Consider the following 26,107-nt stretch of genomic DNA (forward strand, 5'->3'; position numbering starts at 1 on the left):
CCCGAGACGCCGCGAAGGCCGCCCGAGGGGCGGCCTTCGGTGTTTTCCGCACCGGTGCGCGAGCGGCCGTCCCTCTCCCCCTCCCCCGGCTCCCCGAGCCGGCGAGACCGAGAAGGACCGGACCCATGACGCTGCCCGCCCTGCCCGACCTGCGCGCCCTGACCGGCGATCCCCGCCCCTTCGCCCTGCTCCAGCGGCGCACCCCGGGCCGCGACCACGACACCGTCGAGCTGCTGATCGGCCCCGTCACCGCCTGCGAGCGGCTGTCCGAGCTGCCCGACGAGGGGCTGGCACTGGTCCCGTTCCGCCAGATCCGCGAGCGCGGCTTCGACGTCCGCGACGACGGCACGCCGCTGCTGGTCCTGACCCCCGAGGAGCGGTACGAGATCCCGCTCGGCGAGGCCCTGGACCGGCTCCCCGCGCACGAGGTCCGGGTGACGGACGGCGGCTTCGACGTGGACGACGAGGAGTACGCGCGGACCGTCGGCCGGGTGCTGGCGGAGGAGATCGGGCGGGGCGAGGGCGCCAACTTCGTGATCCGGCGGACCTACGAGGGGCTCGTCCCCGGCTTCGGGCGGGCCGACGCGCTGGCCCTGTTCCGGCGGCTGCTGGAGGGCGAGCGGGGCGCGTACTGGACGTTCGTCGTGCACACCGGGGCGGCGGCGGGCGGGCGCACGCTGGTCGGCGCGAGCCCCGAGGTCCATGTGCGCATGTCGGGCGGGACCGTGGTGATGAACCCCATCAGCGGCACCTACCGCTACCCCGACGGAGGCCCCACCCCGGAGCACCTGCTGCGCTTCCTCGCCGACGGCAAGGAGATCGAGGAGCTGTCGATGGTCGTCGACGAGGAGCTGAAGATGATGTGCACCGTGGGCGACCGGGGCGGGGTGGTGGTCGGCCCCCGGCTGAAGGAGATGGCGCACCTCGCGCACACCGAGTACGAACTGCGCGGCCGGTCCTCGCTGGACGTGCGCGAGGTGCTGCGGGAGACGATGTTCGCGGCGACGGTCACCGGCTCGCCGGTGCAGAACGCCTGCCGGGTCATCGAGCGGCACGAGAGCGGCGGACGCGGCTACTACGCGGGCGCCCTGGCCCTGCTCGGCCGCTCCGAGGAGACCGGCGCCGACGGGACGGACACCGGCACCGGGGCGCAGACCCTGGACTCCCCCATCCTCATCCGCACCGCCGACATCGACGCCGGCGGACGGCTGCGGGTGCCGGTCGGCGCCACGCTGGTCCGCGGCTCCGACCCGGCCGGCGAGGTGGCCGAGACCCACGCCAAGGCGGCCGGGGTGCTGGCCGCGCTGGGCGTGCGGCCCGCGCGGCCCCGGGCGGAGGCACGGCGGCCCCGGCTCGCCGACGACCCCCGCGTCCGGGCGGCGCTGGACGGGCGCCGGGCCGCGCTGGCCCCGTTCTGGCTGCGGATGCAGGAGCCGGCCAGGACCTCGGCGGGGCACGCCCTGGTGGTCGACGGGGAGGACACCTTCACGGCGATGCTCGCGCACCTGCTGCGCACCTGCGGGTACGCGGTCGACGTGCTGCGCCACGACGCGCCGGGGCTGCGCGAGGCGGTCCTGCGGCACGAGGGCCCCGTGGTGCTGGGACCGGGCCCCGGCGACCCGGCCGACGCAGCCGACCCCAAGATGCGGCGGCTGCGCTCGCTCGCCGCCGACCTGGTCCGCGGCCACCGGCACGGCGTGCTCGGCGTCTGTCTCGGGCACGAGATGATCGCGGCCGGGCTGGGCCTGGAGCTGGTGCGCAAGGCGGTGCCCTTCCAGGGGGCGCAGACGGAGATCGGCCTCTTCGGGCGGCGGGAGACCGTCGGCTTCTACAACAGCTTCGTGGCCCGCTGCGACGACGAGTCGCTGCGGGAGCTGGGCGCGCGGGGCGTCGAGGTGAGCCGCTCGGCCTCCGGTGAGGTGCACGCGCTGCGCGGGCCCGGTTTCGCCGGGGTGCAGTTCCACCCGGAGTCGGTGCTGACGCTGAACGGTCCGGCGATCGTGCGGGAGCTGGCCGGTCAGCTCCGCGGCACGAGGACGTTCTCCGAGCGGCGTCCCGCGCGGTAGTCGAGGACGTTGCGCACGGTGGTGTCGACGATCTGCCCGACGGCCTCGCGGGTGTAGTACGCCTGGTGCGAGGTGACCAGGACGTTCGGGAAGGTGATGAGGCGGGCCAGGGTGTCGTCCTCGATGGCCTCCAGGGACCGGTCGAAGAAGAACAGGCCCGCCTCCGCCTCGTACACGTCCAGGCCGACGCCGGTGAAGCGGCCCGCGCGCAGCTCGCCGACGAGGGCGGCGGTGTCGATCAGGCCGCCGCGGCTGGAGTTGACCAGGATCGCGTCGTCGCGCATCGACTTCAGCGCGGCGGCGTCGATCAGGTGCAGGGTCTCGGGCAGCAGCGGGACGTGCAGGCTGATCAGGTCGGAGGTGGCGAGCAGTTCCTCGCGGGGGACGTAGCGCATGCCGAGGGCGAGGCACTCCGGGTTCTCGGCGACGTCCCAGCCGAGCAGTTCCATGCCGAAGCCGTGCGCGATGCGGGCGAAGGCGGCCCCGATCCGGCCGGTGCCGAGGATGCCCGCGGTGCGGCCGTGCAGATCGCGGCCGAGGAGTCCGTGCAGCCGGAAGTCGAAGTCGCGGGTGCGGGTGGAGGCCCGCACGATCCGCCGGTTGACGGCCATGGCGAGGGTCCAGGCGAACTCGGCGACCGCGTACGGGGAGTAGGTGGTGACCCGGGCGATGGTGAGGCCGAGGCGTTCGGCCGCGTCCAGGTCGATGTTGTTGAAGCCGGTGGAGCGCTGGGCGACCATGCGGGTCCCGCCGGCCGCGAGGACCTCCAGGACGGGGGTGCCGAGGTCGGCGTTGACGCTGGTGGAGATGGCCTCGTGGCCGGCCGCGATGGGGGCGGTGTCCTCGTTGAGGAAGACGTCCAGGCAGTGGACGTCGAAGTGGCCGGCGAAGGCCCGTTCGATGAGAGGTTGTTCGTCGGCCTGGACGCCGAAGGCCAGGATCTCCATGACCGCTCCCGTGTGAGGACCGCTTTCCGTTCCGCCGGGCCCGGCCACCCGGGGGCGCCGGACCCGGGCCCGAATATACGGCCGCCGCGCCGCCCCGCGCGGAAGAACGGCGGGGCGGGGCGTCAGCCGTCGTCGAGGCCGCGCTCTATCGCGTACCGCACCAGCTCCACCCGGTTGTGCAACTGGAGCTTGCCCAGGGTGTTCTGGACGTGGTTCTGCACGGTGCGGTGGGAGATGACGAGGCGTTCGGCGATCTGCTTGTAGCTCAGCCCCTTGGCGACCAGCCGCAGGACCTCGGTCTCGCGGTCGGTGAGCCGGGGGGCGCCCGGGGCGCCCGTGTCGGGGGCGGGCGCCGGCTCGGAGGCGAGGCGCCGGTACTCGCCGAGGACGAGTCCGGCCAGGCCCGGGGTGAAGACCGGGTCGCCGTCGGCGGTGCGGCGCACGGCGTCCTGGAGTTCCCGGGTGGACGCCGACTTGAGCAGGTATCCGGTGGCGCCGGACTTGACGGCCTCCAGCACGTCGGCGTGCTCCCCGCTCGCCGACAGCACCAGGACGCGGACCGCGGGGTCGGCGCCGACGACCTCCTTGCAGACCTGGACACCGGGCTTGCCGGGCAGGTTGAGGTCGAGGACGAGGACGTCCGGCGTGGTGGCGCGGGCCCGGCGCACCGCCTGTTCGCCGTCGCCCGCGGTGGCGACCACCTCGAAGCCGGACTCGGCCAGGTCCCGGGCGACCGCGTCGCGCCACATCGGATGGTCGTCGACCACCATCACCCTGATCGGTCCCTGTCGTTCACTCATCGCCTGCCGCCTCTCCCCGTGGGCCGGCCCCGGGGCGCCCGGGGGCCGGCGTGGTCTTCGGTGCCCTCAGTTCGACCTCGGTGCCCTGGCCGGGGACCGAGATCAGCTCGGCGGTGCCGCCGAGGTCGCGCAGCCGGCCCCGGATGGACTGGGCCACCCCGAGCCGCCCCTCCCCCTCCGCCTCGGCGAGCCGGCCCTCCGGGATGCCGGGCCCGTCGTCGCGGACGGTGACGATCACTTCGCCGGGCTCGTCCTCGACGAGGAGCCAGGCCCGCGCCCCCTCGCCGGCGTGCCGTCGGACGTTGTCCAGGGCGGCGCCGACCGCGGCGGCCAGTTCCCGGGCGGTGGCCGGGGGCAGCAGGACCGGCGCCCCCGGTTCGGCGAGGCTCACCCGCGCCCCGGCCCGGGGGGCGAGCAGGGCGCGCAGGTCGACCGGGGCGCCGGGGTCGTCCCCCTCGTCGTCCGGTTCGTCCACGATCCGTACGACGGCGCCCTCGGCGGTGTCCTCGGAGACCCGGGAGACGGGGACCAGCCCGCCGGAGACCAGGGTGCGCAGCGCGACCTCCTGCTCGCCCGCCATCCGGCCCAGCTCGGCCGCCTCCCCGCCGATGACGGCGCCGCGCCGCTGCACCATGGCCAGCACCTGGAGCACGCTGTCGTGGATGTCCCGGGCGAGCCGCTCCCGCTCCCGGGTGGCGGCCTCGATCTCCAGGGCGCGGGCCAGGGTGCGTTCGGAGGCGCGGGCGACCTCGACGACGTAGCCGATGGCGATGGAGGCGACCCAGACGAGGATGACGTTGTGGACGGTGTCGCGGGCGGGGGTGCCGCGTTCGACCAGGTTGGCGAGGGCGACCAGCGAGGAGGCGAGCGCCGCCCAGCGCCAGCCGCCCTTGACGGCGAAGGCGAGGACGGACCCGGCGGTCCATATCGACGGCAGGGTGGGCCCGCCGTCCATGACCCGCGCGGGGGCGTCGGCGACGGGGGTGAGCAGGATGCCGGTGAGCGCGAGGGTGAGGTCGGCGGCGAGGAACCGCTTGGTGCAGCGGGCCGCGTTCGCGACCCTCGGGAGGGTGGCGAGGGTCCACACGCACAGGACGGCGAAGTAGCCGACGGCGAGCCAGGGCCGGGTGAAGCCCTCGTACGCGGTGGCGAAGAGCCCGGTCGCGTAGAGGGCGGCGAGGACCCGGTAGGCGGTCAGCGCGCGCCACAGCGGCTGTTCGACCGACATCCTCATGACTCGCTCGCGTCCGGCCATGTCCCGTCTCCCCCGTCTCCGTCACCGCCCCGTGGCGGCCCGCCCCGTCCGGCGCCGGCCGCTACGGCTCGGAGCGGCCCTCGCCCCCGGCCGCGTCGGTCTCCGTCGCCGTCGCCGTCTTCGGCTTCGTCTCCGGCCTCGTCTCCGGCTTCGCCTTAGGCGAGTCCTTGCCGGCCTTCGCGGCTTCCTTCTCCGCCTTCGCCGCCTCCGCGAGCTGCCGCTTCATCGCGGTCGCGTAGACGTCGACGTACTCCTGGCCGGAGAGCTTCATGATTTCGTACATGACCTCGTCGGTCAGCGCCCGCAGCACGAAACGGTCGTGCTCCATGCCCTGGTAGCGGCTGAAGTCCAGCGGCGCCCCGATGCGGATGCCGGGACGCATCAGCTTGGGCACGACCTGTCCGGGCGGCTGGATCTTCTCCGTGTCGATCATGGCGACCGGCAGCACCGGGGCGCCGGTGGCGAGGGCGACGCGGGCGAGGCCGCCGGGCTTGCCCCGGTAGAGGCGGCCGTCCGGGGAGCGGGTGCCCTCCGGGTAGATGCCGAACAGCTCGCCGCGCTCCAGCACCTCGATCCCGCTCCTGATGGCGGCCTCCCCGGCGCCGCGCCCCCCGGAGCGGTCCACCGGGAGCTGGCCGACCCCCTTGAAGAAGGCGGCGGTCAGCCGGCCCTTGACGCCGGGGGTGGTGAAGTACTCGGCCTTGGCGATGAAGGTGACCTTGCGGTGCAGGACGGCCGGCAGGAAGAACGAGTCGGAGAACGACAGGTGGTTGCTGGCCAGGATGGCGGGGCCCTCGGCCGGGACGTGCTCCAGTCCCTCCACCCAGGGCCGGAAGGCGAGCTTCAGCGAGCCCCCGATGGTGACCTTCATCGCGCCGTACAACAAGCGAGTGCCTCCCGTGTCCGATGCTCAGAGATTATCCCGGGCCACGGTCAATGGCCCCGACGCCCCTGGTCGGTGTCAGTGCGGTCGCGTACGGTGAAGTACCCGCACCCGGTGTGCCCGCGGTGCCCGCTCGTCACGAGGGAGACCACACGTGCCGGTCCTGCCCGGAGCCGAGCCGTTCCGCCACGACGGCGGGGAGGCCGGCGTCCTCCTCTGCCACGGTTTCACCGGCTCCCCGCAGTCCCTGCGCCCCTGGGCCGTCCACCTCGCCGCGCGCGGCCTCTCCGTCTCGCTGCCGCTGCTGCCCGGACACGGCACCCGCTGGCAGGACCTCCAGCTCACCGGCTGGCAGGACTGGTACGCGGAGGTCGACCGCGCGCTGCGCGTCCTGCGCGAGCGGTGCGAGACGGTCTTCGTGGCCGGGCTGTCGATGGGCGGCGCCCTCGCGCTGCGGCTCGCCGCCCGGCACGGCGACGCGGTCTCCGGCGTGATCGTCGTCAACCCGGCCAACCGGATGCACGGCCTCGCACCGCACGCCCTGCCGGTCCTGCGCCACCTCGTGCGCACCACCCGGGGCATCGCGAGCGACATCGCCCGGCCCGACGTCGAGGAGCTGGGGTACGACCGGGTGCCGCTGCACGCCGCGCACTCGCTGCGCGCCTTCTTCCGCCTCGTCGACGGCGAGCTGCCCCAGGTCACCCAGCCGCTGCTGCTCCTGCGCAGTCCGCGCGACCACGTGGTGCCGCCGGCCGACTCGGCCCGGGTGCTCGGCCGGGTCTCCTCGACGGACGTGACGGAGATCCTGCTGGAACAGAGCTGTCACGTGGCGACGTTGGACCATGACGCGGACCGGATCTTCGCGGAGAGCGTCGCGTTCATCGGCCGGCTCGCACCCGGTTCCGTCGGGGAGACGGAGCCGGGTCTCGGCAAGGAAGGGACGACCGCAGGTGGCTGAGCACGACTCCGACCGCGACGAACGGGAGGAGCGGGAGGACCGGGGCCCGCACCCCGCTCCGGAGGCGGACCGACCGCACCCCGCCCCCGAGGGGGAGAGTCCGCGCCGCGAGGCGGCGGCCGGTCCGGCGGACAGTCCGGCGGCCGGACCGGCGGGCCCCGCGCCGGGCGCCGCGCCGGGCGCCGCCGAGCCGGCCTTCGACGAGGACGCCGCCTGGGCGGCGATCGTCGCCGGGTACGGGCAGGAGCCGCCGGACCCGCCGGGCGCCAAGCCGTTCAAGTCGGTGGAGGACCTGGCGCTGCTGGAGGCCGACACCAACGACGAGAAGCCCGCCCCGGCCCGTCCGCTGGGCGGTTCGGTGGTCTTCGCGCCCGGGGTGGGTCCGCGCGACCACTCGCTGGCCGAGCCGTCCGAGGACGACTTCGAGGAGGAGGACGAGGGCCACTTCGTGCCGCCCGAGCCGCCCCCGCTGTCGGAGGGCGACACGACCACGAAGTTCGCCTGGCTGGGCGTGATCGGCGGTCCGGTCCTGCTGCTGCTCGCGGTGGTGCTCGACTGGGAGATGACGTGGTGGCTGACGCTGCTCACCATCGGCGGCTTCCTCGGCGGCTTCGCCACGCTGGTGGCGCGGATGCGCACGGGTGACGAGGACGACGACGACCCGGGCCGCGGCGCGGTGGTCTGACCCCCCTTGCCGTACGCCCCGGCGGCGCGGCGGTCCGGCCCCTCGGCCGTCCGTCCCGCCCGGGGCCGCAGGGCTCAGGAGGCCGGGACGCGCAGGGCGGCCAGCACCGGCAGGTGGTCGGTGGCGGCCACCAGGTCGCCCCGGTCCACCCCGGGCAGGCTCCGCGGCACCCCGCACCCCAGCACCTCGACGCCGGCCGTGGTGAACAGGGCGTCGATGCGCTGGTGCGGGTCGGCCGCCGTGGAGGTGTACTCGCCGCCCCAGGGCGTGGCCGTCCAGCAGTCCCGCACCCCCTCGGCGAGCCGCCGGTGGGTGGGCCCGCCGGGGCGTTCGTTGAGGTCGCCGCCGGCCACCGCGTGCTCCACGCCCAGCCCGGCCAGGTGGTCCAGGACCATCCCGGCCTGGGCGAGGCGCTCGTCGGCCCGCAGGGAGAGGTGGCAGCTCAGCACGCCGAGGCGGGCTCCGCCGATACGGACCACGGCGGTGGCGAGGCCCCGGCGGTGCAGCCCCGGGGTGAGCGGCAGCAGCACGTCCCCGGTGCGCTCCACGGTGGCCCGCAGCGAGCACAGCAGCGCCGGTCCGGCGGCCGGGGCGCCCCCGGAGAGGACCACCAGCCCGGAGGCGGCGGCGAGCCGGGCGAGCTTCTTGCGCCAGCGGAAGAAGCGGGGCGCCTCCTGGAGGAGGACGAGGTCGGCCTCGCAGGCGGCGACGACCCGGGCGAGCGCGTCGGTGTCGTCGCGCATCGAGCGGACGTTGTACGAGAGGACCCGGACGACGGCGGAGCCGTCGGGCTCGGTGCGCGAGGCGGGCAGCGGGGTGTCGGTGGTCGCCATGCGGGTCAAGATACGACGCGGGCCCGCCGTCCCCGGGTGGGGCTCGGCGGGCCCGCGCGCACGACCGGGCGTCACATGATCGGGTCGGGCTCCCGGGCGAGGTCGGCGGCGCCCACGAGGCCCGCCTCGTTGCCGAGCCGGGCGGCGATCACGTCGGCCACCGGACGCCAGTTCCCGCCGACCAGCCACCGCTTGTAGGAGGTGCGGATCGGGTCGAGGACCAGATCGCCCTCGTCGGAGAGGCCGCCCCCGACGATGAACGCGGAAGGGTCGAAGAGCGAGGCCAGGTCGGCGAGGCCGGCCCCGGCCCAGCGGGCCAGTTCCCGGTAGGAGTCGACGGCCACCGGGCAGCCCTGCCGGGCGGCGACGGAGATGTGCTTGCCCTCGATGCCCTCGGGGGTGCCGTCGCCCAGCCCGAGGAGGACGCCGGCGCGCTCCGGGGTGGCGTTGGCGCGCTGCTTGGCGTAGCGGACGAGGGCGCGGCCGGAGGCGTACTGCTCCCAGCAGCCCTGGGAGCCGCAGCCGCACAGCAGCCCGTCGGGCACCATGCGGATGTGGCCGAACTCGGCGGCCACGCCGAAGTGGCCCCGGCGCAGCTTGTTGCCGATGATGATGCCGCCGCCGAGGCCGGTGCCGAGCGTGATGCAGATGACGTTGCGGTGGCCCTTGCCGGCGCCGAACTTGTACTCGCCCCAGGCCGCCGCGTTCGCGTCGTTCTCCACCACGACGGGGAGCCCCACGCGGGCCTCGACCTTCTCCTTGAGCGGCTCCTGGCGCCAGTCGATGTTCGGCGCGAAGTAGACGGTGGAGCGCTGCCGGTTGACGTACCCGGCGGCGCCGATGCCCACGCCGACGATCTCGTGTCCGGCCCGCGCCCCGTCCACGGAGGCGGCGATGGCGTCCACGATGGCCTCGGGCGTGGTCGGGGTCGGCACCTTGAAGGTCGAGAGGATGTTTCCGTCCTCGTCGACCACGCCGGCCGCGATCTTCGTGCCGCCGATGTCGACGCCGATGGTGAGTCCCATGAATCCCTCAGTTTCGGTCGAGCCCCGCTACGGCCAACCGTACCCGAGGCGATGCCGTCGGATTCGCGTCCCGGCCAGGCCGCACGGGCCCGGATCGCACGGCCGTTCGCACCGGAACCGGGGGTGGGAACCTCAGTCCAGGTCGATGCGCCGGCCGGTGCCGTCGCCCTCGCCGTCGTCGCCGGTGTCGGCGGCGTCGGCGGCGTCGGCGGCGTCGGCGGCGTCGGCGGCGTCGGCGGCGTCCTCGCCGTCCGCGCGGGAGGCGGCGGCGTCCCGGGGGTCGCGGGGGTCGCCCTCGGCACCGCTCCCGGTGGCCCCGGTGGTCCAGCGGCGCTCCTGTCCCTGGACCGCGGAGCGGTAGGCGGCCAGGAGTTCCCCGCCGGCCGCGGCGAGGTGGTCGAAGACGTCGGGGTTGCGCTCGATGACGGGCTCGACGGCGGCCTTGGCCTGCCGGACGGCCTGCCGCACCGCCTCCTGGGCGGCGGGTCCGGCGACCGCGCCGAGCAGCGGGGCGGGGAGGCCGGTGAGCTTGTCGGCGACGGCGTCGACCAGCCGGCGCAGCTCCTCGGCGGCCGAGCCGGGGGGCGGCCCGTAGGCGGAGCGGCGGCGGGCCTTCTCCTCCTCCAGGTCCTCGGCGCAGGCCGTGGCCCAGGCGTCGGCGTCGGTCACCCGTACCTCGTCGGCGGCGTCGGCGCGAGCGTCCTCGGGCGTGGGCGGCTCTTCGCTCATGACGGACTCCTGACTGGGTTTCGTGCCTCCGACGTTACCCGACCGGGCCCGGGAGGTTCACCGGCCGCGGGGCCACAGCCGCGGGTCCGGCGCGAACCGGACGGCGAGGGTGCCCTCCCGCAGCGCGGCGCCCTCGACGGTGCAGCGGCGCAGCGCGGAGGGCAGCGGCACGATCCGGCGGAACGGGCCCGCCGTGACGACGAGTTCGTCGCCGCGCCGCACCAGGTCGAGTTCCTCGCGCAGGGCGCCGGGGAGCGGGATGTGCCAGACGAGGACCCCGTCGGCGGCGAGCCGGTCGGTGACCGGCCAGGCGACGGGCGGACCGTCCGGCCCGGTGTGCGGGGCGGCGAGGGCGGCCAGGTCGTCCTCGCCGCGCGGGTCCCGGCCGAGGTGGGCGACGGGGTGCACGGGGTGCGTCTCGCGCCATTCGTCGAGGGTCTTGCGCTGCTGGGCGAGGGGGCCGGCCAGCCAGCCGTCGGCGGGGACGTCCTCGGGCAGCACCCGGTTGGCGACGAGCAGGTCGGTGCGCAGTCCGCGCAGGGCGAGGCCGAGGCCGGCGGCGCGGACGGCGTCGGCGCCGGCCGGGCCGGGTTCGGCGACCAGCCGGACGACGGTGCCGGGGTCGGCGAGGACGGCCTCGGTGGCGGCCAGCTCGCGGTCCCAGCGGGCGGTGGTCTCGTAGAGGCCCTCGGCGGGCATCGGGACGCCGGCGAGCCGGCCGAGGACGGGGCGCAGGGCGCGGGCCGCCTGCCGCTCGGGCGGGAGGAGCCGGCGCAGGTAGCGGCGGAGTTCCTCGGGCAGGGCGAGCAGGGCGAGGGCCTCGGGCACGGGCGGCAGGTCGACGACGAGCACGTCGTGGGCCTCGGCGAGGGCGGCGTCGCGCAGGGCGCGCAGCAGGGCGAGTTCCCCGGCGCCGGGGAGCGGGGTCAGCTCCTCGGGGTCGAGGCGGGCGGCGCCGAGCAGGTCGAGTGCGGAGGCGGCGCGTTCCTGGAGGCCGGCGAGGTCGTCGCGGAAGCCCCGGGCGGCGTCGGGACGCCAGACGGTCAGGCCCGGTGCGGCGGGGGCCGGTGTCCCCCCGGTGGGGACGCCGAGCGCGGCGCCGAGGGTGTCGTCGCGGTCGGAGCCGATCAGGAGGGTGCGGTGGCCCGCACGGGCGGCGGCGAGCGCGGTGGCTGCCGCGACGGTGGTACGGCCACTGCCGCCGGGGCCCGTGATCAGGAGGGTGCGCATGGAAGCGAACGCTACCCGCGCCGCGGCGCCCCGGTGCCCGCACACCGGGTCGGCGGGCTACGGGTGGACCGACTCCACGCGCTTCTTCAGGCCGGCCAGGGCCCGGTCGATGATGACCTTCTCGGCCTTGCGCTTGATCATGCCGAGCATCGGGATCTTGACGTCGACGGTGAGCCGGTAGGTCACCTCGGTGCCCTTGCCGGAGGGCTTGAGCTGGTAGGAGCCGTCCAGGGAGCGGAGCATCTGGGACTTGACCAGGGTCCAGGAGACCTCGTACGGGCCGGTCCAGGTGTAGGCGAGGGTCTGGTCGTCCTTGATCGCGCCGGCGTCCATGACGAGGCGGACCTGCTCGGCGCGGCCGTCGGCGCCGGCGGCGAGGACCTCGGCCTCCTTCACCTCTCCGGTCCACTCCGGGTAGCGGGCGAAGTCGGCGATCACCTCCATGACGTAGGCGGGCGCCGCCTCGATCGTGATGCTCGAACTGGTGTGTTCCGCCATCGCCGTGGCTCCTCCGGATGCGGGCCGGTACTGGGGTCGTCTCGGCACGTGTGTGCCGCGTGCAGGCTACCGCGCACCCGGACGGTCACCGCCGCCACCTGCCGGGCCGCCGCGGCACCGCCGCCTCACCACTCCAGGACCCAGGGCCGGCCCGTCGTGGCGAAGTGGCCGACGTTCACGCACTCGGTGGCCCCGATCCGCATCCGCCGGACCAGCGGCTGGTGGATGTGGCCGAAGAGGGCGTAGCGGGGCCGGGTGCGCCGGATCGCCTCCAGCAGGGCCCGGCTGCCCCGCTCGAAGCGCCGGGCGACGGTGTCGTAGACCAGTTCCGGCACCTCGGGCGGGATGTGGGTGCAGAGCACGTCGACCTCGCCGACGGCCTCGATCTTCGCCGCGTACTCCTCGTCGCCGATCTCGAACGGGGTCCGCATCGGGGTGCGCAGTCCGCCGCCGACGAAGCCGAAGACGCGCCCGCCGATCTCCACCCGCTGCCCGTCCAGCACGGTGGTGCCGGGTCCGGCGTACTCGGGCCACAGGGCCGGCATGTCGACATTGCCGTAGGTGGCGTACGTCGGGGTGGGGAAGGCGGCGAACAGTTCGGTGTACTGCTTGCGCACGGCCCGCTCGATCAGCACCGACCGGTCCTCGCCGGCGCCGGCCCAGAGCCGGGCCCCGAACTCCCGGGCCTCCTCGAACCGGCGGGCGGTGCGCAGTTCGACGATCCGGTCGGCGTTGGCGACCCCGAAGAGGTCGGGGAAGATGCCGCGCGAGTGGTCGGCGTAGTCGAGGAAGAGGATCAGGTCCCCCAGGCAGACCAGGGCGTCCGCCCCCTCGCCTGCTCGGGCCAGGTCGCGGGCGTTGCCGTGGACGTCGCTGACCACGTGGACGCGCGTCGTCGCGCCGCCGGGCGGTGTGAGTGCCATGCCGATCAAGCGTAAGCGGGTGCGGATGGCGTGAACAGTGGCGGGTGCACCTGCCGTTACTGGCTGGCCGGTCGCCGCGTCGACTACTCTGCGCAAAGGAAACCCCCTACGTGTGACGCAGCGAACATCTCGCGGGGACCCCCTGTCGGAGAGCCCATACCGGCGGGTAACGTCCGGGCAGTCCCATCGTGCTCAGGCTTTCGGCATGCGAAGCCCCGAGCACCAGCCCGAGCCATGGACCGCACCGTCGCATCACACACCGTCATGGCGCCGGCGCCCTAAGAGGAGCAGCAGTCTTGCGCGAGTTCAGCCTTCCGGCCTTGTACGAGGTCCCCGCGGACGGAAACCTGACCGACATCGTCCGCAGAAACGCCGCGCAGCATCCGGAGGTCGCCGTCATCGCCCGCAAGGTGGGCGCCGCGTGGCAGGACGTGACCGCGCGGGCCTTCCTCGCCGAGGTGCACGCCGCCGCCAAGGGCCTGATCGCCGCGGGCGTGCAGCCCGGCGACCGGGTCGGCCTGATGTCCCGGACCCGCTACGAGTGGACGCTCCTGGACTTCGCCATCTGGAGCGCGGGCGGGATCACCGTGCCGGTCTACGAGACCAGCTCCCCGGAGCAGGTGCGGTGGATACTCGGCGACTCCGGCGCGACCGCCTGCCTGGTGGAGTCGCCGGCGCACGCCGCCGCCGTGGAGTCCGTGCGCGAGGAGCTGCCCGCGCTCAAGCACCTCTGGCAGATCGACGCCGGGGGCGTGGAGGAGCTGCGCCGGCTCGGCCAGGACGTGACCGACCGCACGGTCGAGGAGCGCGGGTCGCTGGCGAAGGCCGACGACCCGGCGACGATCGTCTACACCTCGGGCACCACCGGCCGTCCCAAGGGCTGTGTGCTCACCCACCGCAGCTTCTTCGCCGAGTGCGGCAACGTCGTCGAGCGGCTGCGCCCGCTCTTCCGCACCGGCGAGTGCAGCGTGCTGCTCTTCCTGCCGCTCGCGCACGTCTTCGGGCGGCTGGTGCAGATCGCGCCGATGATGGCGCCGATCAAGCTGGGCTGCGTCCCGGACATCAAGAACCTCACCGACGAGCTGGCCGCCTTCCGGCCGACGCTGATCCTCGGTGTGCCGCGGGTCTTCGAGAAGGTCTACAACGGGGCGCGGGCCAAGGCCCAGGCCGACGGCAAGGGCAAGATCTTCGACAGGGCCGCCGACACGGCCATCGCGTACAGCAAGGCGCTGGACTCCCCGTCGGGCCCCTCGTTCGGCCTGCGGATGCGGCACCGGCTCTTCGACAAGCTGGTCTACGGCAAGCTGCGCGCGGTCCTCGGCGGGCGCGGCGAGTACGCCATCTCCGGCGGCGCCCCGCTGGGCGAGCGGCTCGGCCACTTCTTCCGCGGCATCGGCTTCACGGTGCTGGAGGGGTACGGGCTGACCGAGTCCTGCGCGGCCACCGCCTTCAACCCCTGGGACCGGCAGAAGATCGGCACGGTGGGCCAGCCGCTGCCCGGCTCGGTGGTGCGCATCGCCGACGACGGCGAGGTGCTGCTCCACGGCGAGCACCTGTTCAAGGAGTACTGGAACAATCCGGCCGCGACCGCCGAGGCGCTGGCCGACGGCTGGTTCCACACCGGCGACATCGGCACCCTCGACGAGGACGGCTACCTGCGGATCACCGGCCGCAAGAAGGAGATCATCGTCACGGCGGGCGGCAAGAACGTCGCCCCGGCGGTGATCGAGGACCGCATCCGGGCCCACGCGCTGGTCGCGGAGTGCATGGTGGTGGGCGACGGGCGTCCGTTCGTGGGGGCGCTGGTCACGGTCGACGAGGAGTTCCTCGGCCGCTGGTGCGCCGACCACGGCAAGCCGGCCGGTTCGACGGCCGCCTCGCTGCGCGAGGACCCCGACCTGCTGGCCGCCGTGCAGGCGGCGGTGGACGACGGGAACGCGGCGGTCTCCAAGGCGGAGTCGGTGCGCAAGTTCCGGGTGCTCGACGCCCAGTTCACGGAGGAGTCGGGCCATCTGACGCCGTCGCTGAAGCTGAAGCGGGGCGTGGTGGCGAAGGACTACGCCGACGAGATCGAGGCGCTCTACCGCAAGTGACCGGAGGGCGGGGCCGCGGGCGGGACACCGCGCGCGGCCCGGCCGCTCCCGCCGGGCCCACGCGTCCCGCCGCTCCCGCCGGTCACAGGAGGGCTTTCAGCCGTTCCGCGAGCAGGTCCCAGCGCCAGGTCTCCTCGACCCAGGCCCGGCCCCGCTCCCCCATCCGGCGGCGCAGCTCCGCGTCGCCGAGCAGGGCGGTGATCCGCTCGGCGGCCTGTCCGGCGGAGCCGCCCGCCACGACCCAGCCGGTCTCGCCGTCGAGGACCGCGTCGGGGGCGCCGCCGGAGTCCCCGGCGACGACGGGCAGCCCGGTCGCGGACGCCTCCAGGTAGACGATGCCGAGCCCCTCCACGTCGAGGCCGCCGCGCCGGGTGCGGCAGGGCATGGCGAAGACGTCCCCGGCGCCGTAGTGCGCGGGCAGTTCGGCCCAGGGCACGGCGCCGGTGAAGCGGACGGAGGCGGCGACGCCGCTCTCGTGGGCGAGGCGGCGCAGCTCCTTCTCGTAGGGCCCGCCGCCGACGATCAACAGAACGGTCTCCGGCTCGGCGGCGAGGATCGCGGGCAGCGCGCGGATCAGCGTGTCCTGGCCCTTGCGCGGCACGAGCCGGGAGACGCAGACCACCACGGGCCGGCCGGTCAGCCCGAGCCGGGCCCGCACCGCGTCGCCGCCCGAGCCGGGGTGGAAGGTCTTCTCGTCGACGCCGGGCGGCAGGTGCGCCATCCGGGCCGCCGCCTCGGCGGTGAGCGCGCCCGCGATCCGCGAGCGGGTGTACTCGCCGAGGTAGGTCACGGTGTCGACCGACTCCCCGATGCGGCGCAACAGCCCCCGGGCGGCGGGGAGCTGGGCCCAGCCCGCCTCGTGGCCGTGGGTGGTGGCGACGATCCGCCGGGCCCCCGCCCGCCGCAGCGCCGGGGCCATCAGGCCGAGGGGTGCCGCCGCCCCGAACCACACCGACTCGCACCCGTGCTCGCGCAGCAGGGAGACCGCCCGCCGGGTCGCCGCGGGCGTCGGCAGCAGCATCGTCGTCCGGTCCCGTACGACCGTGAAGGGCTGCTCGGCGTCGAAGGCGGCGGTGGCCTCGGCGCCCTCGCGGCCCCGCTTCCAGGTGGAGGCGTAGACGACCAGCCGCTCGGGGTCCAGGCGCAGCGCCATGTTGTGCAGAAATGCCTGGATGCCGCCCGGTCGGGGCGGGAAGTCGTTGGTCACGATCAGGGTCTTGCGCATCGCCGCCGACCCTACCGAACGGGCCGCCCGCGGCGGGTCCCGGCCGCGTCGGTGGCACCGGCGCCGCCTGACGGGACATCATGGGGCCCGCACCAGGACGGCACGCGGACGGCGGGAGCACGGTGAGGACGACCAACGCGCTGCGCTCGTGGGTGCCTTTGGCGGCGGTGTGGGCGGTGACCCGGCTCGCGCTGCTGCTCTTCGTGCTCGGCGTGTGGGACTTCCCCGGCCCGGACGTCACCAGCGACGTGTCGGTGATCTACCGGGACTGGCACCACGTGCTGCGCACCGGCACGTTCCCCGCGCACGACGTCACCTGGCAGTACCCGCCCGGCGCGGCCTTCGCCGTGCTCTCCCCGGACCTGCTGCCCTTCCTCGACTACCCGACGGCCTTCTACGTCCTCGCCTGCGCCGCCGACCTCGCCGTCCTCGTCCTGCTCGGGTACGCGGCCCGCCGGCCGGGCCGGTCCTGGGCCGGGGCGTGGGTGTGGGTGGCGGGCGTCCCGCTGCTCGGCCCGACGGTCTACGCGCGCTACGACGTGATGGTCACCGCGGTCGCGGTGGCGGCGCTGCTGGCGGCCGGCCGGCACCCGCGGGCGGCGGGGGCGCTGGCCGGGTTCGGGGCGATGCTCAAGGTGTGGCCGGCGCTGCTGCTGGTGGGCGTGCGCCGCCGGGGCGCGTGGCTCGCGGCGGCGCTGGCCGCGGCCTCGGTCGCGGCGGTGTTCTCCGCGGCGATGCCGGGCGCCTTCGCCTTCCTGAGGTTCCAGCGGGACCGGGGCATGGAGGTGGAGTCGCTGGGGGCGCTGGTGCTGCACGTGGTCCGGCACGCCGGCTGGGAGGGCGAGGTGCGGCTCCACTACGGCTCGGTGGAGTTCCTCGGCCCGTACGTGGGAGTGCTGAGCGCGGTCTCGCTGGCGCTGACCGGGGCGGCGTTCGGCTGGCTGCTGCTGTGGCGGCTGGCGGCCTCGCGGTTCTCGGCGCGCACGGCGGCGGACGCGGCCTTCGTGGCGGTGCTGATGTTCACGGTGACCAGCCGGGTGCTCAGCCCGCAGTACCTGGTGTGGCTGATCGGCCTCGCCGCGGTGTGCCGGTGTCACCGGGCGGGCCGGATGCGGGTGCCGGTGGCCCTGGTGCTGGCGGCGAGCCTGGTGACGGTGCTGGAGTTCCCGGTCTGGTTCGCGGACGTGGTGGCGAGCGACCCGCGCGGCGTGACGCTGCTGTTCGTGCGCAACGGGCTGCTGGTGGCGGCGGCGCTCACCGCGGCCCGGGTGCTGTGGCGGGACACGGTGCGCAGGACGGGGCCGGCCCGTACGGAACCGGAGCGGGCGGGCGAGGCGCCGGCCACGCCGTGACCCGGCGGCGCCGCCGCGGCGGCTTCCCCGGGGGACCGCTCAGGCGAGGGACGTGCGCAGGTACGTGGTCCAGCGTTCCGTGAACCGCTGCGGCGTGGTGTGGAGCACCGTGTCCAGGGCCGTGGCGAGCGCCCCCTCGCGCCGCCCGTGCGCGCCGACGGCCCGGTAGAAGGCGTCGAGCCGGTCCTCGCCCCACTGGTCGGCGATCATCCGGCAGGCCAGCCAGCCGCCCTCGTAGGCGCGGGCGGTGGCCTGCGGGCCGCCGTCCGGGCCGAAGTCGCCGTCGGCCGGCAGCCGCACCGGTGCCTTGTCCTCCCGTACCGCGCGGGCGAGTTCGGGGGCGGCCTCGGCCGGGGTGTAGGGGCCGCCGCGGTAGGCGGCCCAGTCGGCGTACCCCTCGGAGAGCCAGAGCGGGGTGGCGGCCGTGGTGGCGTGCCGGGTGGCCACGTGGGCGGTCTCGTGGGTGAGGACGACCTGCCGGCCCGTGGCGCCGAGCAGCGCGTACGCCTCGGGGTTGACGATGATCCGGTCGGCGGGGGCGGGCGCCGGGCCGCCGGTCACCCCGGTGGTGACCGCGGCGATGTCGCGGTAGGCGGAGGGCGGCGAGCCGAGCAGCCGGGCCATGTCCTCCAGGGAGCGCGGGACGAGGACGAGGACCCGCCGGGGCCACTCCTCTCCCCAGGCGTCCGAGACGGCCGGCACCGCCTTGTCGGCCAGGTCCGCGAGGCCGTTCAGTTCCCCGGCGCCGCGGCCGACGCCGAGGACGAGGCCGCGTTCGCCGCGGACCGCCCGCACCTCGCCCTGGTCCCAGGGCTGCTCCCCGGCGCCCGGCGCGGGCCGTTCCTCGCCGACGGACCACTGCCCGCCGACGTCCCGGACCAGCCGTACGGCGCGGCGGGCGGTGACGGCGCCGGGGTCGTAGCCGTCGACGCGGTACCGCAGGTCGGCCTCGGCGGTGGCGGTGTTCCCGTCCCGTTCCAGCCGGGTCACCCGGTAGGACCAGGCGGCCAGCGGCACCGCGCCGAGGGCGTCGAAGCCGGCCGGGGCGCCGGTGCGGGCGTAGGCGGCCCGGTCGTGGCCGAGGACGGCCGCCGCGCGCCGGTCCAGCAGCCGCTGCACCCCGGCGAGTTCGGGGTCGGCGGCGGGGCCGTGGCAGGCCGGGGCGGCGAGCAGCAGGCACAGGGCCGCCGCCGGGGAGCGGCGTACCCGCCGTGTGCCGGTCATCGCCCGATCGTAAGGGGGCCGCGGGTCGCCCGGGTCAGACCCGGGTGACGGAGGAGACCGGCATCATCCCCACGGGGTCGTAGCGCACCGGGGCGCCGGGCCGGGGCGCGTGGATGACCTGGCCGCCGCCGGCGTACAGGGCGATGTGGCTGGCGTCGTCCCGGTAGGCGATCAGGTCGCCGGGGCGGGCCTCGGAGAGCGGGACCCGCCGGCCCGCGTACCGCTGCTCCTGCGAGGTGCGCGGCAGGCTGATCCCGGCCTGGGCGTACGACCACTGGATGAGGCCCGAACAGTCGAAGCCGCTGGGGCCGTTGGCGCCCCAGATGTAGGGCTTGCCGAGGGCGGAGCGGGCGGCGGCGAGGGCGGCGGCGGCCCGGGAGGAGGCGGGGACGGCGCCGTCGAGGCCGGGGGGCAGGTCGTCGCGGCCGGAGCGGGAGGCGCGGTCGTGGGCGCCGCGTTCGCCGGGCGGGAGGGAGAGCAGCAGCCGCCGGGCCTCGCCCAGTTTGCGTTCCACGGTCCGCTTGTGGGCGGCGACGGCCTTGCGGCTCTTCTCCAGTTCGGCGAGGTCCGAGGTGGCCTCGGAGCGGTCCTGGGCGAGCCGGCGCAGGGCGTCCTGGAGTTGGCCGAACTCGCCGGCCTGCCGGGTGCTGACCCGGTCCAGCGCGAGGGCGCGGTCGAGGTAGTCGTCCGGGAGGGCGGACAGGAGCAGTTCGAGCGCGGGGTCGAGGCCGCCGGAGCGGTACTGGGCGCCGGCCAGCGAACCGAGCGTCTCGCGCAGGTCGTTGACCTGGTCCTGCCGGCGGGCGACCGCGTCGCGGGCGGTGTCGACCCGCTCGCGCAGGGCCTCGGCGCGCTCGTCGGCCCGGTTGTACTCCTCGGTGGCCCGCTCCGCCTCGGTGTAGAGGCGGTCGACCTCGGCGCGGGTGTCCCCGTGCGGGGTGGCGGAGGCCGGTACGGCGCCCAGGACGGCGGCGGCGACGGAGAGGAGGCCGGCCGCCCCGGTGAGCGTCCGGGAGGCCGGCACAGCGGACCTCGTCGGTGCCGGACGGCCGGCGGCCGGGCCGCGGCGCGTGCCGGACGGCGCAAGACGGCGATGGGACCCCACGGGAAGCCGCACTCCTTCCGCTGGCGGACGGGGAATCGCGGCAGACAGTAGCCCCGTGGCACGGCGGAGGCCAACGACCGTGGGCGGCCCGCGACACGGCGCCCCGCCGCTGACGCAGGTCACCGGCGGGGCGAGGGTCGAAGTACCGCAGCGTGATTCGCTCGAACGGGCGGTATGGCGGAGGTTTTCGGAGCGTGTGTGCCCGGTGGGTCAGACGCGGACGCCGAACATGAACGGGCCGCCGATGGTGTTCATCGACTCGTAGCGGACCACGGTGCCGGTGCGCGGGGCGTGCAGGACCTGGCCGTTGCCCGCGTAGAGGCCGACGTGGTGGATGTCGTTGAAGAAGAAGACGAGGTCGCCGACCTGGAGCTGGTTGACGGAGTAGATCCGCGTGCCCGCGTTGGCCTGGTCCTGGGACATGCGGGGCAGTCCGACGCCGGCCTGGGCGTAGGCCCAGCGGGTCAGGCCCGAGCAGTCGAAGGAGGAGGGGCCGGTGGCGCCGTAGACGTAGGGCGTGCCTATCTTGCCCTGCGCGGCGGAGAAGGCCGCCCCGGCCCGGCCGGAGGCCGAGACGGAACCGCTGATCGAGCCGGTGTCCGTGCTGCCGCCGCCACCGCCGCTGAGCACCTGGCGCTCGCTGTCGCGGCTGGCGCGGGTCTCCTCCTCGGCGAGGGCGGCCTTCTCGGCGGCGGTGAGGCTGTTGAGGAGCTTCTGCGCGGAGGAGAGCTTGCCCTGGACTTCCTTCTTCTTCTTGCCCAGTTCGGTGCGGGTGGAGGAGAGGTCCTTGAGCTTGTCGGACGCCTCCGAGCGCTGCTGGGCGAGGTCGCGCTGCTTTTCCTGGATCTTCTTCAGCGCCTCGACCTGCTGGCCGCTGAGCTGGTCCAGGGTGGACGCCTTGTCGAGGTAGTCGTCCGGGTCGGCGGAGAGGAAGAGCTGGAGGGAGGGGTCGAGGCCGCCGGTGCGGTACTGGGCGCTGGCCATCGAACCGAGGCCGTCGCGGAGCTTGTTCAGCTCCTCCTGGCCGCGGGCGACGTTGTCCTGGAGGGTGGAGATCTCCTTCTGGAGCTTGTCCTGCTTCTCCTTGGCGCCGTTGTACTTCTCGGTCGCCTGCTCCGCCTCCTGGTAGAGCTTGTCGACCTTGGCCTTGACCTCGTCCTTGCTCGGCTTCTCACTGGGGGCGGCGTTGGCGGCCTGCGAGCTCAGGGCGACAGCGGCGGCGGCAGCGGTGGTGAGCACGGTCACTCGCGCACGGCTCGGCTGCTTGGGACGACGGTGGGACGCCACGGAGGCGAGCTCCTTCTTCCTCCAGCCGCCTACCGACACGCCGGCGGGCGGTGCCCTTCGCCGTCACTCACCCCTTGTGAGTGATCACCCGAGCGAAGGTTCGAGCCGACCCTAGTGACCCACTTGTGATCAGTTCAAATCCTCGGGTGAAAAATGTGAGGCGTCCGAGACATATTTTGCCTTCGACTCACCGCGTGTCACGTGTGGTTGACGCGCCGTCGTCCAGATGTCCGACAAGGCCCGTCAAGCGGCTCTTATGGCGTGGCCGTGACGTAAGGGGCTGTTGGGACACATCGCTCACGGCCCGGTACGGCCGGGACGCCGCGTACGGCGAAACCGCCGGACGCCGCCGGGTCAGCCGCGCGAGAAGCGCTTGAGGAGGACCGCCGACGCCACCGGCCGGGCACCGGCCCGCGCGATCCCGTCGGCGACCTCGCGGTCGGTGGAGACCACCACGACCGGCCGGCCCGGCGGCTCGGCGCGCACGAGCTGGCGGATCAACTCGTCGGCGGTGACGCCGGGTTTGGAGAAGAGCACCCGCACCCCGCGCGGCGGCGCGAGCAGCACGGGCGCGGCGAGCTCGGCGCCGTCGAAGACACAGGTCGTCTCGGCGCCGGTCTGCGCGGCGAGCTGGGAGAGCTGGCCGAGCAGCCGCAGCCGCTGCTTCTCCAGCGGCATCTGCGGATAGCCGGTCTTGGTGACGTTGTAGCCGTCGACCACCAGATGCGCCTGGGGCAGCGCCAGCAACTGGTCGAGGATGGCGGGGTCGTGCTCGGACAGGGCGCGGGCCGCGATGTCCTTCGCCGACATCCGGCCGGGCTCGACCGCGTCCACCGTCTCCGCGGGCCGTACGGAGACCGGGGGCAGCGCCAGTTCGCGGCGCAGCCCCTGGGTCGCGTCGAGCAGGGTGTCGAGCAGCAGCCGTACCCGCATGTCCTCGACGCTGCGCCCCTCGCGGGCCGCTTTGCGGGTGGCCTCCAGGGCGGCCTCCGCCTCCCCGAGCCGGGCCTTCAGCCGCCGGTTCTCGCTCTCGGCGGCGGAGACCAGCGCCTGGGCGTCGGCGCGGACCGCGTCCGCGTCGGCCCGGATCTTGCGCAGCGCCGCCTCGCCGCGCCGCACGTCGCTGAGGGCGGCGCGCAGCTTGCGGTGGAGCGCGTCGGACTCTTTGCGCGCCGCGTCCAGCTCCGTCCGCAGCCGCTCGGTCTCGGCCCGGGTGTGGTCGCGGGCGCGGGCCAGCTCGCCGTGGAGCCGCTCCAGCTCGGCCCGGTTCTCCTCCCCGGCGCGCTCCGCGTCCGCGCGCAGCGCCTCCTCGCCGGCCGCCGCCACCAGCTTGACCCAGCCGGGCGGGCGCAGGACATAGGCCGCCGCCGCCACGTCGAGCGCGTCCGCGGCCGGGGGCGGGGAGCCGGAGTCGAGGGCGCCGGCCAGCTCCGGCTGCGCCTCCCGGAACTTCTCGCCGACGCGCTGGCGGAAGAGCGGGTCGCTCTCGACGGCGGCGGCCATCGCGTTGCCCGCGAACCTGATCCGGCGGCTCGGGGTGAAGCGGGCGTACTGCCTGAGCTGTGCGGGCAGTTCACCGAGGGTGAGTCCGCCGAAACCGTCGGACACGATCTGCACGACCCGGCGGCGCACCCCGTCGGGCAGCGGGCGGTCGAGTACCTCGGCGGCGCCGTCGCCCGGCTCTCCGCTCTGCGTCTGCGCCATCCGTCACCCCCATGCCTGAGGACGGTCCCCGGAGGGACCGCCGCCGGCGGGGCCCGCTCCCTCAGGAGCCGGCGCCCGGCCTGTCCACGAGTTCCACCTGGTCCACGGCATTGCACCAACGGCACCGCACCGACTCGACGGTCTCACTGAGCACCTCGCGCTCCTCGATCTTCGGCTCGCCGGCCAGATCGAGGTGGACGTACTCGACGACCTTCGACGCACGGGTCACGTCGAAGCGCGTGAGGTTGCCGCAGAGGGTGCAGCGCCACCGTGTCGTCTCGGTCGGCAGGGGAACGGTCATCGTGGCGGTTCGCTCTCTTCCGGTCCGGATGACGCGCCGGACCGTCCGGTGCGTCTGGCTCGTAACCCTACGGCCTGGCGGGTACCCGTCGCCCGCGTGTCCACGGCGGCGAGGCGGCCTGGGCGGTTGCGCCCGGTTACGTCATGCTCTGTACTCATGATCCGCAACTGGAGCCCGGGGGCCCTGAGGAAGGCCCGCCCGAGGGGCGGCGGCGGCACCTCCCGGTGCCGGTCGGCGCCGGTGACCTACGGACTGATCGCGCTGTGCTGTGTGTCGTTCCTGGTCAGCCCGGCCTCGGGACTCCATCCGGGGTACGGCTCCGGGGAGGTGCTGCTCACCGCGCAGCGCGCCTGGTTCCGGCGCTGGGGCGTGATCCCCGCAGAGCTGTTCGACGGTTCACCCGGTGCGGTGTACACGCCGGTCACCGCGCTCTTCGTGCACGCCGGCTGGGTGCACCTGCTCGGCAACATGCTCTTCCTCTACGTCTTCGGCGCGATGACCGAGATCCGGATGGGCCGGCTGAGGTTCGCGGTGTTCACCGTGTGCTGCGGGAGCCTCGCCCTGCTGGGGTACGCGGCGGCCAACGCCTCCTCCGAGGAGTCCCTGGTGGGCGCCTCGGGGGCGATCTCGGCGGTGCTCGGCGCCTTCCTCCTGCTCTTCCCGCGGGCCCGGGTGACCAGCCTGCTGCCCTTCCTGTTCTTCGTGCCGCTGCGCTTCCCGGCGTGGGTGGTGCTGCCCTTCTGGGCCGGGCTCCAGGCGATGGCGGCGGGGCGGGCCGGCGACGGGCCGGGCGTCGCCTACCTCGCCCACCTGGTGGGGTTCGGGCTCGGCTTCCTCTACGCCTGGGTGCGCTTCGGGCGGGGGACTAGAGTTGGGGGCGTCCCAGCGACGGCCCCCGAGGGAGAGAACCAGCCGTGATCAGCGCGATCGTCCTCATCAAGACCAGCGTGGACCGGATTCCCGAGATCGCGGAGCGGATCGCCGCGCTGGAGGGCGTCAGCGAGGTCTTCTCGGTCACCGGCACCTACGACCTGATCGCCATGGTCCGGGTCCACCGGCACGAGGAGCTGGCGGAGGTCATCCCGGGCCGGATCAGCAAGATCCCCGGTGTGGAGGCCACCGACACGCACGTGGCCTTCCGCACCTACTCCCAGCACGACCTGGAGGCGGCCTTCGCCATCGGGCTGGACAACTGACCCCCTCCCCCGCCGCACCCCCGCCGGCCCGCCCGGCTCACGTCGCGGGGGCCTCGGGCACGCAGCGCCCGTCCTCGGTGCGGTAGCTCCACCGGGCGCCCTCGCGCACCAGTCGCCCCACGGCCTCGACGAACCGGTCGACGTGCTCCTCGGGCGTGCCCGCCCCGAAGCTCACCCGCACCGCGTGCGAGGGCCCCTCCCCGCCCGCCGGCTCCGCCGCGCCGCAGCCACCGGGCGCCTGCGCGCCGTCGCCGTCGCCGTCGCCGTCGCCGTCGCCGAGCAGGGTGCGCACCAGCGGGTGGGCGCAGAACAGCCCGTCGCGCACGCCGATGCCGTACTCGGCGGAGAGGGCCGCGGCGAAGTGGGAGGCGTTCCAGCCCTCGACGACGAAGGAGACCACGCCGACGCGGGGCGCCTCGTCGCCGAAGAGGGACAGCACCCGCACCTCGGGCACCCGGGCCAGCCCCGCCCGCAGCCGGCCGAGCAGGTACCGCTCCCGGGCCACCAGGGCCTCGAACCCGGCCTCGGTCAGCGCGGCGCAGGCGGAGGCGATGGCGTGGGCGCCGATCACGTTGGGCGAGCCGGCCTCGTGCCGGGCGGCGCCGTCGTGCCACTCCACGTCCAGCGCGCCGTCGGCCCGCCGGACCACCGCGCGGCTGGCCCCGCCCCCGGCGAGGTAGGGCTCGGCCTCGCCCAGCCAGTCGGCGCGGCCGGCCAGCACGCCCGCGCCGAAGGGGGCGTACAGCTTGTGCCCGGAGAAGGCGACCCAGTCGACGTCCAGGTCGCGGACGCCGACCGGGTGGTGCGGGGCGAGCTGGGCGGCGTCCAGGACGATCCGGGCGCCGTGGGCGTGGGCGGCGGCGGCCAGCTCGCGCACCGGCCACAGCTCGCCGGTGACGTTGGAGGCACCGGTCACGCAGACCAGGGCGGGGCCGTGGGGGTCGCGGCCGGCGAGGGCCCGCTCCAGGGTCCGCACGGCCCGCTCGGGGCTGTCGGGGGCGTCCAGCACGGTGACGGGGGCGCCGCGCCAGGGCAGCAGCGCCGCGTGGTGCTCGGTCTCGAAGACGAAGACCCGGCAGTCGCGGGGCAGGGCGGCGGCGAGCAGGTTGAGGGAGTCGGTGGTGGACCGGGTGAAGACCACCTGGTCCCCGGGCCGGCAGTCCAGGAACGCGGCGACGGTCCGGCGGGCCCGCTCGAACAGCTCGGTCGACAGCCGGGACAGGTGCCCGGCCCCGCGGTGCACGCTGCCGTAGTAGGGGGCGTAGGCGGCCACGTCGTCCCAGACCCGGCGCAGCGCGGGGGCGCTGGCGGCGTAGTCGAGCGCGGCGTAGCCGATCTCGCCGCCGGTGACGAGCGGGACGGCGACGTCGAGGCCCAGCACCGGCAGGGGCCCGGCGACGGCGGGATCGGCGGTACCGGCGGTGGTGGCAGTGGCAGTGGTGGCGGCGGTGGCGGTCATGGGGGTACTCCCGTGAGGACAGGCGGAACCCGCCGCGCGGGCGGCACGGCCCGGCGCGGGAGGGGAAGGGGGATGCGGCGGCGGGGGCGCTGCGGCCCGGGTCCGTCCGGCGCGGCCCGGCGCCCGCCCGCGCGAGGGAGCGCGGAGCCGACGGCACGAAGCCGGCGCGCGGGGCGCGGCGGCGGCCGTGGGAGCGGGCGGGAAAGGGCGTGACGGCGGGCCCGGGGGCGTCGTCGGGGGTGCGGGGCGCGCGGGCCCGGCACGAGGGGACGACAGCCCCTACGGCATTCGCTGGCTCACGGAAGGCTCCCTCGGACGACCAGGACCCC

At 75.1% G+C, this 26,107-nt stretch carries 24 protein-coding genes; 7 read left to right on the top strand and 17 right to left on the bottom strand.

Features of this window, described 5'->3' with window-relative positions:
* Positions 1-125: 125 nt before the first annotated feature.
* The gene (locus J5Y05_RS26330) at positions 126-2,066 is read left to right on the top strand and encodes an anthranilate synthase family protein (protein ID WP_210875579.1); all 1,941 of its coding nucleotides are present in this window, start codon (positions 126-128) and stop codon (positions 2,064-2,066) included.
* Here J5Y05_RS26330 and J5Y05_RS26335 read toward each other — a convergent pair.
* The 4 genes from J5Y05_RS26335 to J5Y05_RS26350 all read right to left on the bottom strand — a co-directional run bounded on the left by J5Y05_RS26335 (position 2,018) and on the right by J5Y05_RS26350 (position 5,939).
* Positions 2,018-3,013 carry a 2-hydroxyacid dehydrogenase gene (locus J5Y05_RS26335; RefSeq protein ID WP_210875580.1) on the bottom strand — a complete coding sequence of 332 codons (996 nt, stop codon included), beginning with the start codon at positions 3,011-3,013 and terminating at the stop codon, positions 2,018-2,020. The genes J5Y05_RS26330 and J5Y05_RS26335 overlap by 49 nt on opposite strands.
* A 122-nt stretch (positions 3,014-3,135) precedes the next feature.
* Positions 3,136-3,813 (bottom strand): response regulator, encoded by a 678-nt coding sequence (locus J5Y05_RS26340; RefSeq protein WP_210875581.1) that lies wholly within the window; start codon positions 3,811-3,813, stop codon positions 3,136-3,138.
* Positions 3,806-5,068, bottom strand: coding sequence for a MacS family sensor histidine kinase (gene macS / locus J5Y05_RS26345; protein WP_210875582.1), 1,263 nt, complete (start codon positions 5,066-5,068; stop codon positions 3,806-3,808). The genes J5Y05_RS26340 and macS overlap by 8 nt, the downstream gene beginning before the upstream one ends.
* A gap of 61 nt (positions 5,069-5,129) precedes the next feature.
* A complete protein-coding gene (locus J5Y05_RS26350) occupies positions 5,130-5,939 on the bottom strand; it encodes a lysophospholipid acyltransferase family protein (RefSeq protein ID WP_247615373.1) in 810 nt (269 codons plus the stop codon).
* A 166-nt stretch (positions 5,940-6,105) separates the two neighbouring features.
* On the opposite strand from J5Y05_RS26350, the gene J5Y05_RS26355 reads away from it, so the two are divergent.
* Together J5Y05_RS26355 and J5Y05_RS26360 are read left to right on the top strand one after the other, a co-directional pair.
* On the top strand, positions 6,106-6,909 hold the full coding sequence (locus J5Y05_RS26355) for an alpha/beta hydrolase (protein ID WP_210875583.1): 804 nt from the start codon (positions 6,106-6,108) through the stop codon (positions 6,907-6,909).
* Positions 6,902-7,594: a hypothetical protein gene (locus tag J5Y05_RS26360; RefSeq protein ID WP_210875584.1), complete on the top strand. Its 693-nt coding sequence runs from the start codon at positions 6,902-6,904 to the stop codon at positions 7,592-7,594. The genes J5Y05_RS26355 and J5Y05_RS26360 overlap by 8 nt, the downstream gene beginning before the upstream one ends.
* Positions 7,595-7,668: 74 nt before the next feature.
* Here J5Y05_RS26360 and J5Y05_RS26365 read toward each other — a convergent pair whose 3' ends face one another.
* The 6 genes from J5Y05_RS26365 to J5Y05_RS26390 form a co-directional block, all read right to left on the bottom strand.
* Positions 7,669-8,427 (bottom strand): endonuclease/exonuclease/phosphatase family protein, encoded by a 759-nt coding sequence (locus J5Y05_RS26365; protein WP_210875585.1) that lies wholly within the window; start codon positions 8,425-8,427, stop codon positions 7,669-7,671.
* A 71-nt stretch (positions 8,428-8,498) separates the two neighbouring features.
* Entirely contained in the window at positions 8,499-9,452 is a 954-nt protein-coding gene (locus tag J5Y05_RS26370; protein ID WP_210875586.1) for an ROK family glucokinase, read from the bottom strand.
* Between the two features lie 132 nt (positions 9,453-9,584).
* A complete protein-coding gene (locus tag J5Y05_RS26375; protein WP_210875587.1) occupies positions 9,585-10,181 on the bottom strand; it encodes a DUF5304 domain-containing protein in 597 nt (198 codons plus the stop codon).
* Positions 10,182-10,238: 57 nt separating this feature from the next.
* Positions 10,239-11,411: an ArsA family ATPase gene (locus J5Y05_RS26380; RefSeq protein ID WP_210875588.1), complete on the bottom strand. Its 1,173-nt coding sequence runs from the start codon at positions 11,409-11,411 to the stop codon at positions 10,239-10,241.
* Between the two features lie 57 nt (positions 11,412-11,468).
* Positions 11,469-11,909: an SRPBCC family protein gene (locus J5Y05_RS26385; RefSeq protein ID WP_210875589.1), complete on the bottom strand. Its 441-nt coding sequence runs from the start codon at positions 11,907-11,909 to the stop codon at positions 11,469-11,471.
* Positions 11,910-12,034: 125 nt separating this feature from the next.
* Positions 12,035-12,832, bottom strand: a complete 798-nt coding sequence (locus J5Y05_RS26390) for a metallophosphoesterase family protein (protein ID WP_210875590.1) — start codon at positions 12,830-12,832, stop codon at positions 12,035-12,037.
* Positions 12,833-13,128: 296 nt separating this feature from the next.
* Here J5Y05_RS26390 and J5Y05_RS26395 point away from each other — a divergent pair, with 296 nt between their 5' ends.
* Complete coding sequence (locus J5Y05_RS26395) at positions 13,129-14,925, top strand: AMP-dependent synthetase/ligase (protein WP_210875591.1); 1,797 nt, start codon at positions 13,129-13,131, stop codon at positions 14,923-14,925.
* A gap of 82 nt (positions 14,926-15,007) precedes the next feature.
* Here the strand turns inward: J5Y05_RS26395 and J5Y05_RS26400 are convergent, their stop codons facing one another.
* Positions 15,008-16,150: a glycosyltransferase family 4 protein gene (locus J5Y05_RS26400; protein WP_210875592.1), complete on the bottom strand. Its 1,143-nt coding sequence runs from the start codon at positions 16,148-16,150 to the stop codon at positions 15,008-15,010.
* A gap of 122 nt (positions 16,151-16,272) precedes the next feature.
* Between J5Y05_RS26400 and J5Y05_RS26405 the strand changes: the two genes are divergently transcribed.
* A complete protein-coding gene (locus tag J5Y05_RS26405; RefSeq protein WP_307854099.1) occupies positions 16,273-17,502 on the top strand; it encodes a glycosyltransferase 87 family protein in 1,230 nt (409 codons plus the stop codon).
* 39 nt (positions 17,503-17,541) lie between these two features.
* Here J5Y05_RS26405 and J5Y05_RS26410 read toward each other — a convergent pair whose 3' ends face one another.
* The 5 genes from J5Y05_RS26410 to J5Y05_RS26430 all read right to left on the bottom strand — a co-directional run bounded on the left by J5Y05_RS26410 (position 17,542) and on the right by J5Y05_RS26430 (position 23,123).
* Positions 17,542-18,726, bottom strand: a complete 1,185-nt coding sequence (locus J5Y05_RS26410; protein ID WP_210875594.1) for a hypothetical protein — start codon at positions 18,724-18,726, stop codon at positions 17,542-17,544.
* 34 nt (positions 18,727-18,760) lie between these two features.
* Positions 18,761-19,831 carry a C40 family peptidase gene (locus J5Y05_RS26415; RefSeq protein ID WP_210875595.1) on the bottom strand — a complete coding sequence of 357 codons (1,071 nt, stop codon included), beginning with the start codon at positions 19,829-19,831 and terminating at the stop codon, positions 18,761-18,763.
* A gap of 210 nt (positions 19,832-20,041) precedes the next feature.
* Positions 20,042-21,118 (bottom strand): C40 family peptidase, encoded by a 1,077-nt coding sequence (locus J5Y05_RS26420; RefSeq protein WP_210875596.1) that lies wholly within the window; start codon positions 21,116-21,118, stop codon positions 20,042-20,044.
* Between the two features lie 354 nt (positions 21,119-21,472).
* Positions 21,473-22,822 (bottom strand): NYN domain-containing protein, encoded by a 1,350-nt coding sequence (locus J5Y05_RS26425; RefSeq protein ID WP_210875597.1) that lies wholly within the window; start codon positions 22,820-22,822, stop codon positions 21,473-21,475.
* 61 nt (positions 22,823-22,883) lie between these two features.
* A complete protein-coding gene (locus J5Y05_RS26430) occupies positions 22,884-23,123 on the bottom strand; it encodes a hypothetical protein (RefSeq protein ID WP_210875598.1) in 240 nt (79 codons plus the stop codon).
* 156 nt (positions 23,124-23,279) lie between these two features.
* On the opposite strand from J5Y05_RS26430, the gene J5Y05_RS26435 reads away from it, so the two are divergent.
* On the top strand, positions 23,280-24,041 hold the full coding sequence (locus J5Y05_RS26435; protein WP_210875599.1) for a rhomboid family intramembrane serine protease: 762 nt from the start codon (positions 23,280-23,282) through the stop codon (positions 24,039-24,041).
* Entirely contained in the window at positions 24,038-24,319 is a 282-nt protein-coding gene (locus J5Y05_RS26440) for an Lrp/AsnC family transcriptional regulator (RefSeq protein WP_210875600.1), read from the top strand. Before J5Y05_RS26435 ends, J5Y05_RS26440 begins: the two co-directional genes overlap by 4 nt.
* 37 nt (positions 24,320-24,356) lie before the next feature.
* On the opposite strand, the gene J5Y05_RS26445 is transcribed toward J5Y05_RS26440, so the two are convergent.
* A complete protein-coding gene (locus J5Y05_RS26445) occupies positions 24,357-25,778 on the bottom strand; it encodes an aminotransferase class V-fold PLP-dependent enzyme (protein ID WP_210875601.1) in 1,422 nt (473 codons plus the stop codon).
* Between the last annotated feature and the right edge of the window lie 329 nt (positions 25,779-26,107).

The organism is Streptomyces tagetis, assembly GCF_018069565.1.
In the GTDB taxonomy this organism is placed as follows: Bacteria; Actinomycetota; Actinomycetes; order Streptomycetales; family Streptomycetaceae; genus Streptomyces; species Streptomyces tagetis.

Bases quoted from the DNA above. Each gene is read 5' to 3' on its own strand.
- J5Y05_RS26330 (WP_210875579.1), top strand. From the start codon at position 126: ATGACGCTGCCCGCCCTGCCCGACCTGCGCGCCCTGACCGGCGATCCC.
- J5Y05_RS26335 (WP_210875580.1), bottom strand. From the start codon at position 3,013: ATGGAGATCCTGGCCTTCGGCGTCCAGGCCGACGAACAACCTCTCATC.
- J5Y05_RS26340 (WP_210875581.1), bottom strand. From the start codon at position 3,813: ATGAGTGAACGACAGGGACCGATCAGGGTGATGGTGGTCGACGACCAT.
- macS (WP_210875582.1), bottom strand. From the start codon at position 5,068: ATGGCCGGACGCGAGCGAGTCATGAGGATGTCGGTCGAACAGCCGCTG.
- J5Y05_RS26350 (WP_247615373.1), bottom strand. From the start codon at position 5,939: ATGAAGGTCACCATCGGGGGCTCGCTGAAGCTCGCCTTCCGGCCCTGG.
- J5Y05_RS26365 (WP_210875585.1), bottom strand. From the start codon at position 8,427: ATGGCGACCACCGACACCCCGCTGCCCGCCTCGCGCACCGAGCCCGAC.
- J5Y05_RS26370 (WP_210875586.1), bottom strand. From the start codon at position 9,452: ATGGGACTCACCATCGGCGTCGACATCGGCGGCACGAAGATCGCGGCC.
- J5Y05_RS26375 (WP_210875587.1), bottom strand. From the start codon at position 10,181: ATGAGCGAAGAGCCGCCCACGCCCGAGGACGCTCGCGCCGACGCCGCC.
- J5Y05_RS26380 (WP_210875588.1), bottom strand. From the start codon at position 11,411: ATGCGCACCCTCCTGATCACGGGCCCCGGCGGCAGTGGCCGTACCACC.
- J5Y05_RS26385 (WP_210875589.1), bottom strand. From the start codon at position 11,909: ATGGCGGAACACACCAGTTCGAGCATCACGATCGAGGCGGCGCCCGCC.
- J5Y05_RS26390 (WP_210875590.1), bottom strand. From the start codon at position 12,832: ATGGCACTCACACCGCCCGGCGGCGCGACGACGCGCGTCCACGTGGTC.
- J5Y05_RS26400 (WP_210875592.1), bottom strand. From the start codon at position 16,150: ATGCGCAAGACCCTGATCGTGACCAACGACTTCCCGCCCCGACCGGGC.
- J5Y05_RS26410 (WP_210875594.1), bottom strand. From the start codon at position 18,726: ATGACCGGCACACGGCGGGTACGCCGCTCCCCGGCGGCGGCCCTGTGC.
- J5Y05_RS26425 (WP_210875597.1), bottom strand. From the start codon at position 22,822: ATGGCGCAGACGCAGAGCGGAGAGCCGGGCGACGGCGCCGCCGAGGTA.
- J5Y05_RS26430 (WP_210875598.1), bottom strand. From the start codon at position 23,123: ATGACCGTTCCCCTGCCGACCGAGACGACACGGTGGCGCTGCACCCTC.
- J5Y05_RS26435 (WP_210875599.1), top strand. From the start codon at position 23,280: ATGATCCGCAACTGGAGCCCGGGGGCCCTGAGGAAGGCCCGCCCGAGG.
- J5Y05_RS26445 (WP_210875601.1), bottom strand. From the start codon at position 25,778: ATGACCGCCACCGCCGCCACCACTGCCACTGCCACCACCGCCGGTACC.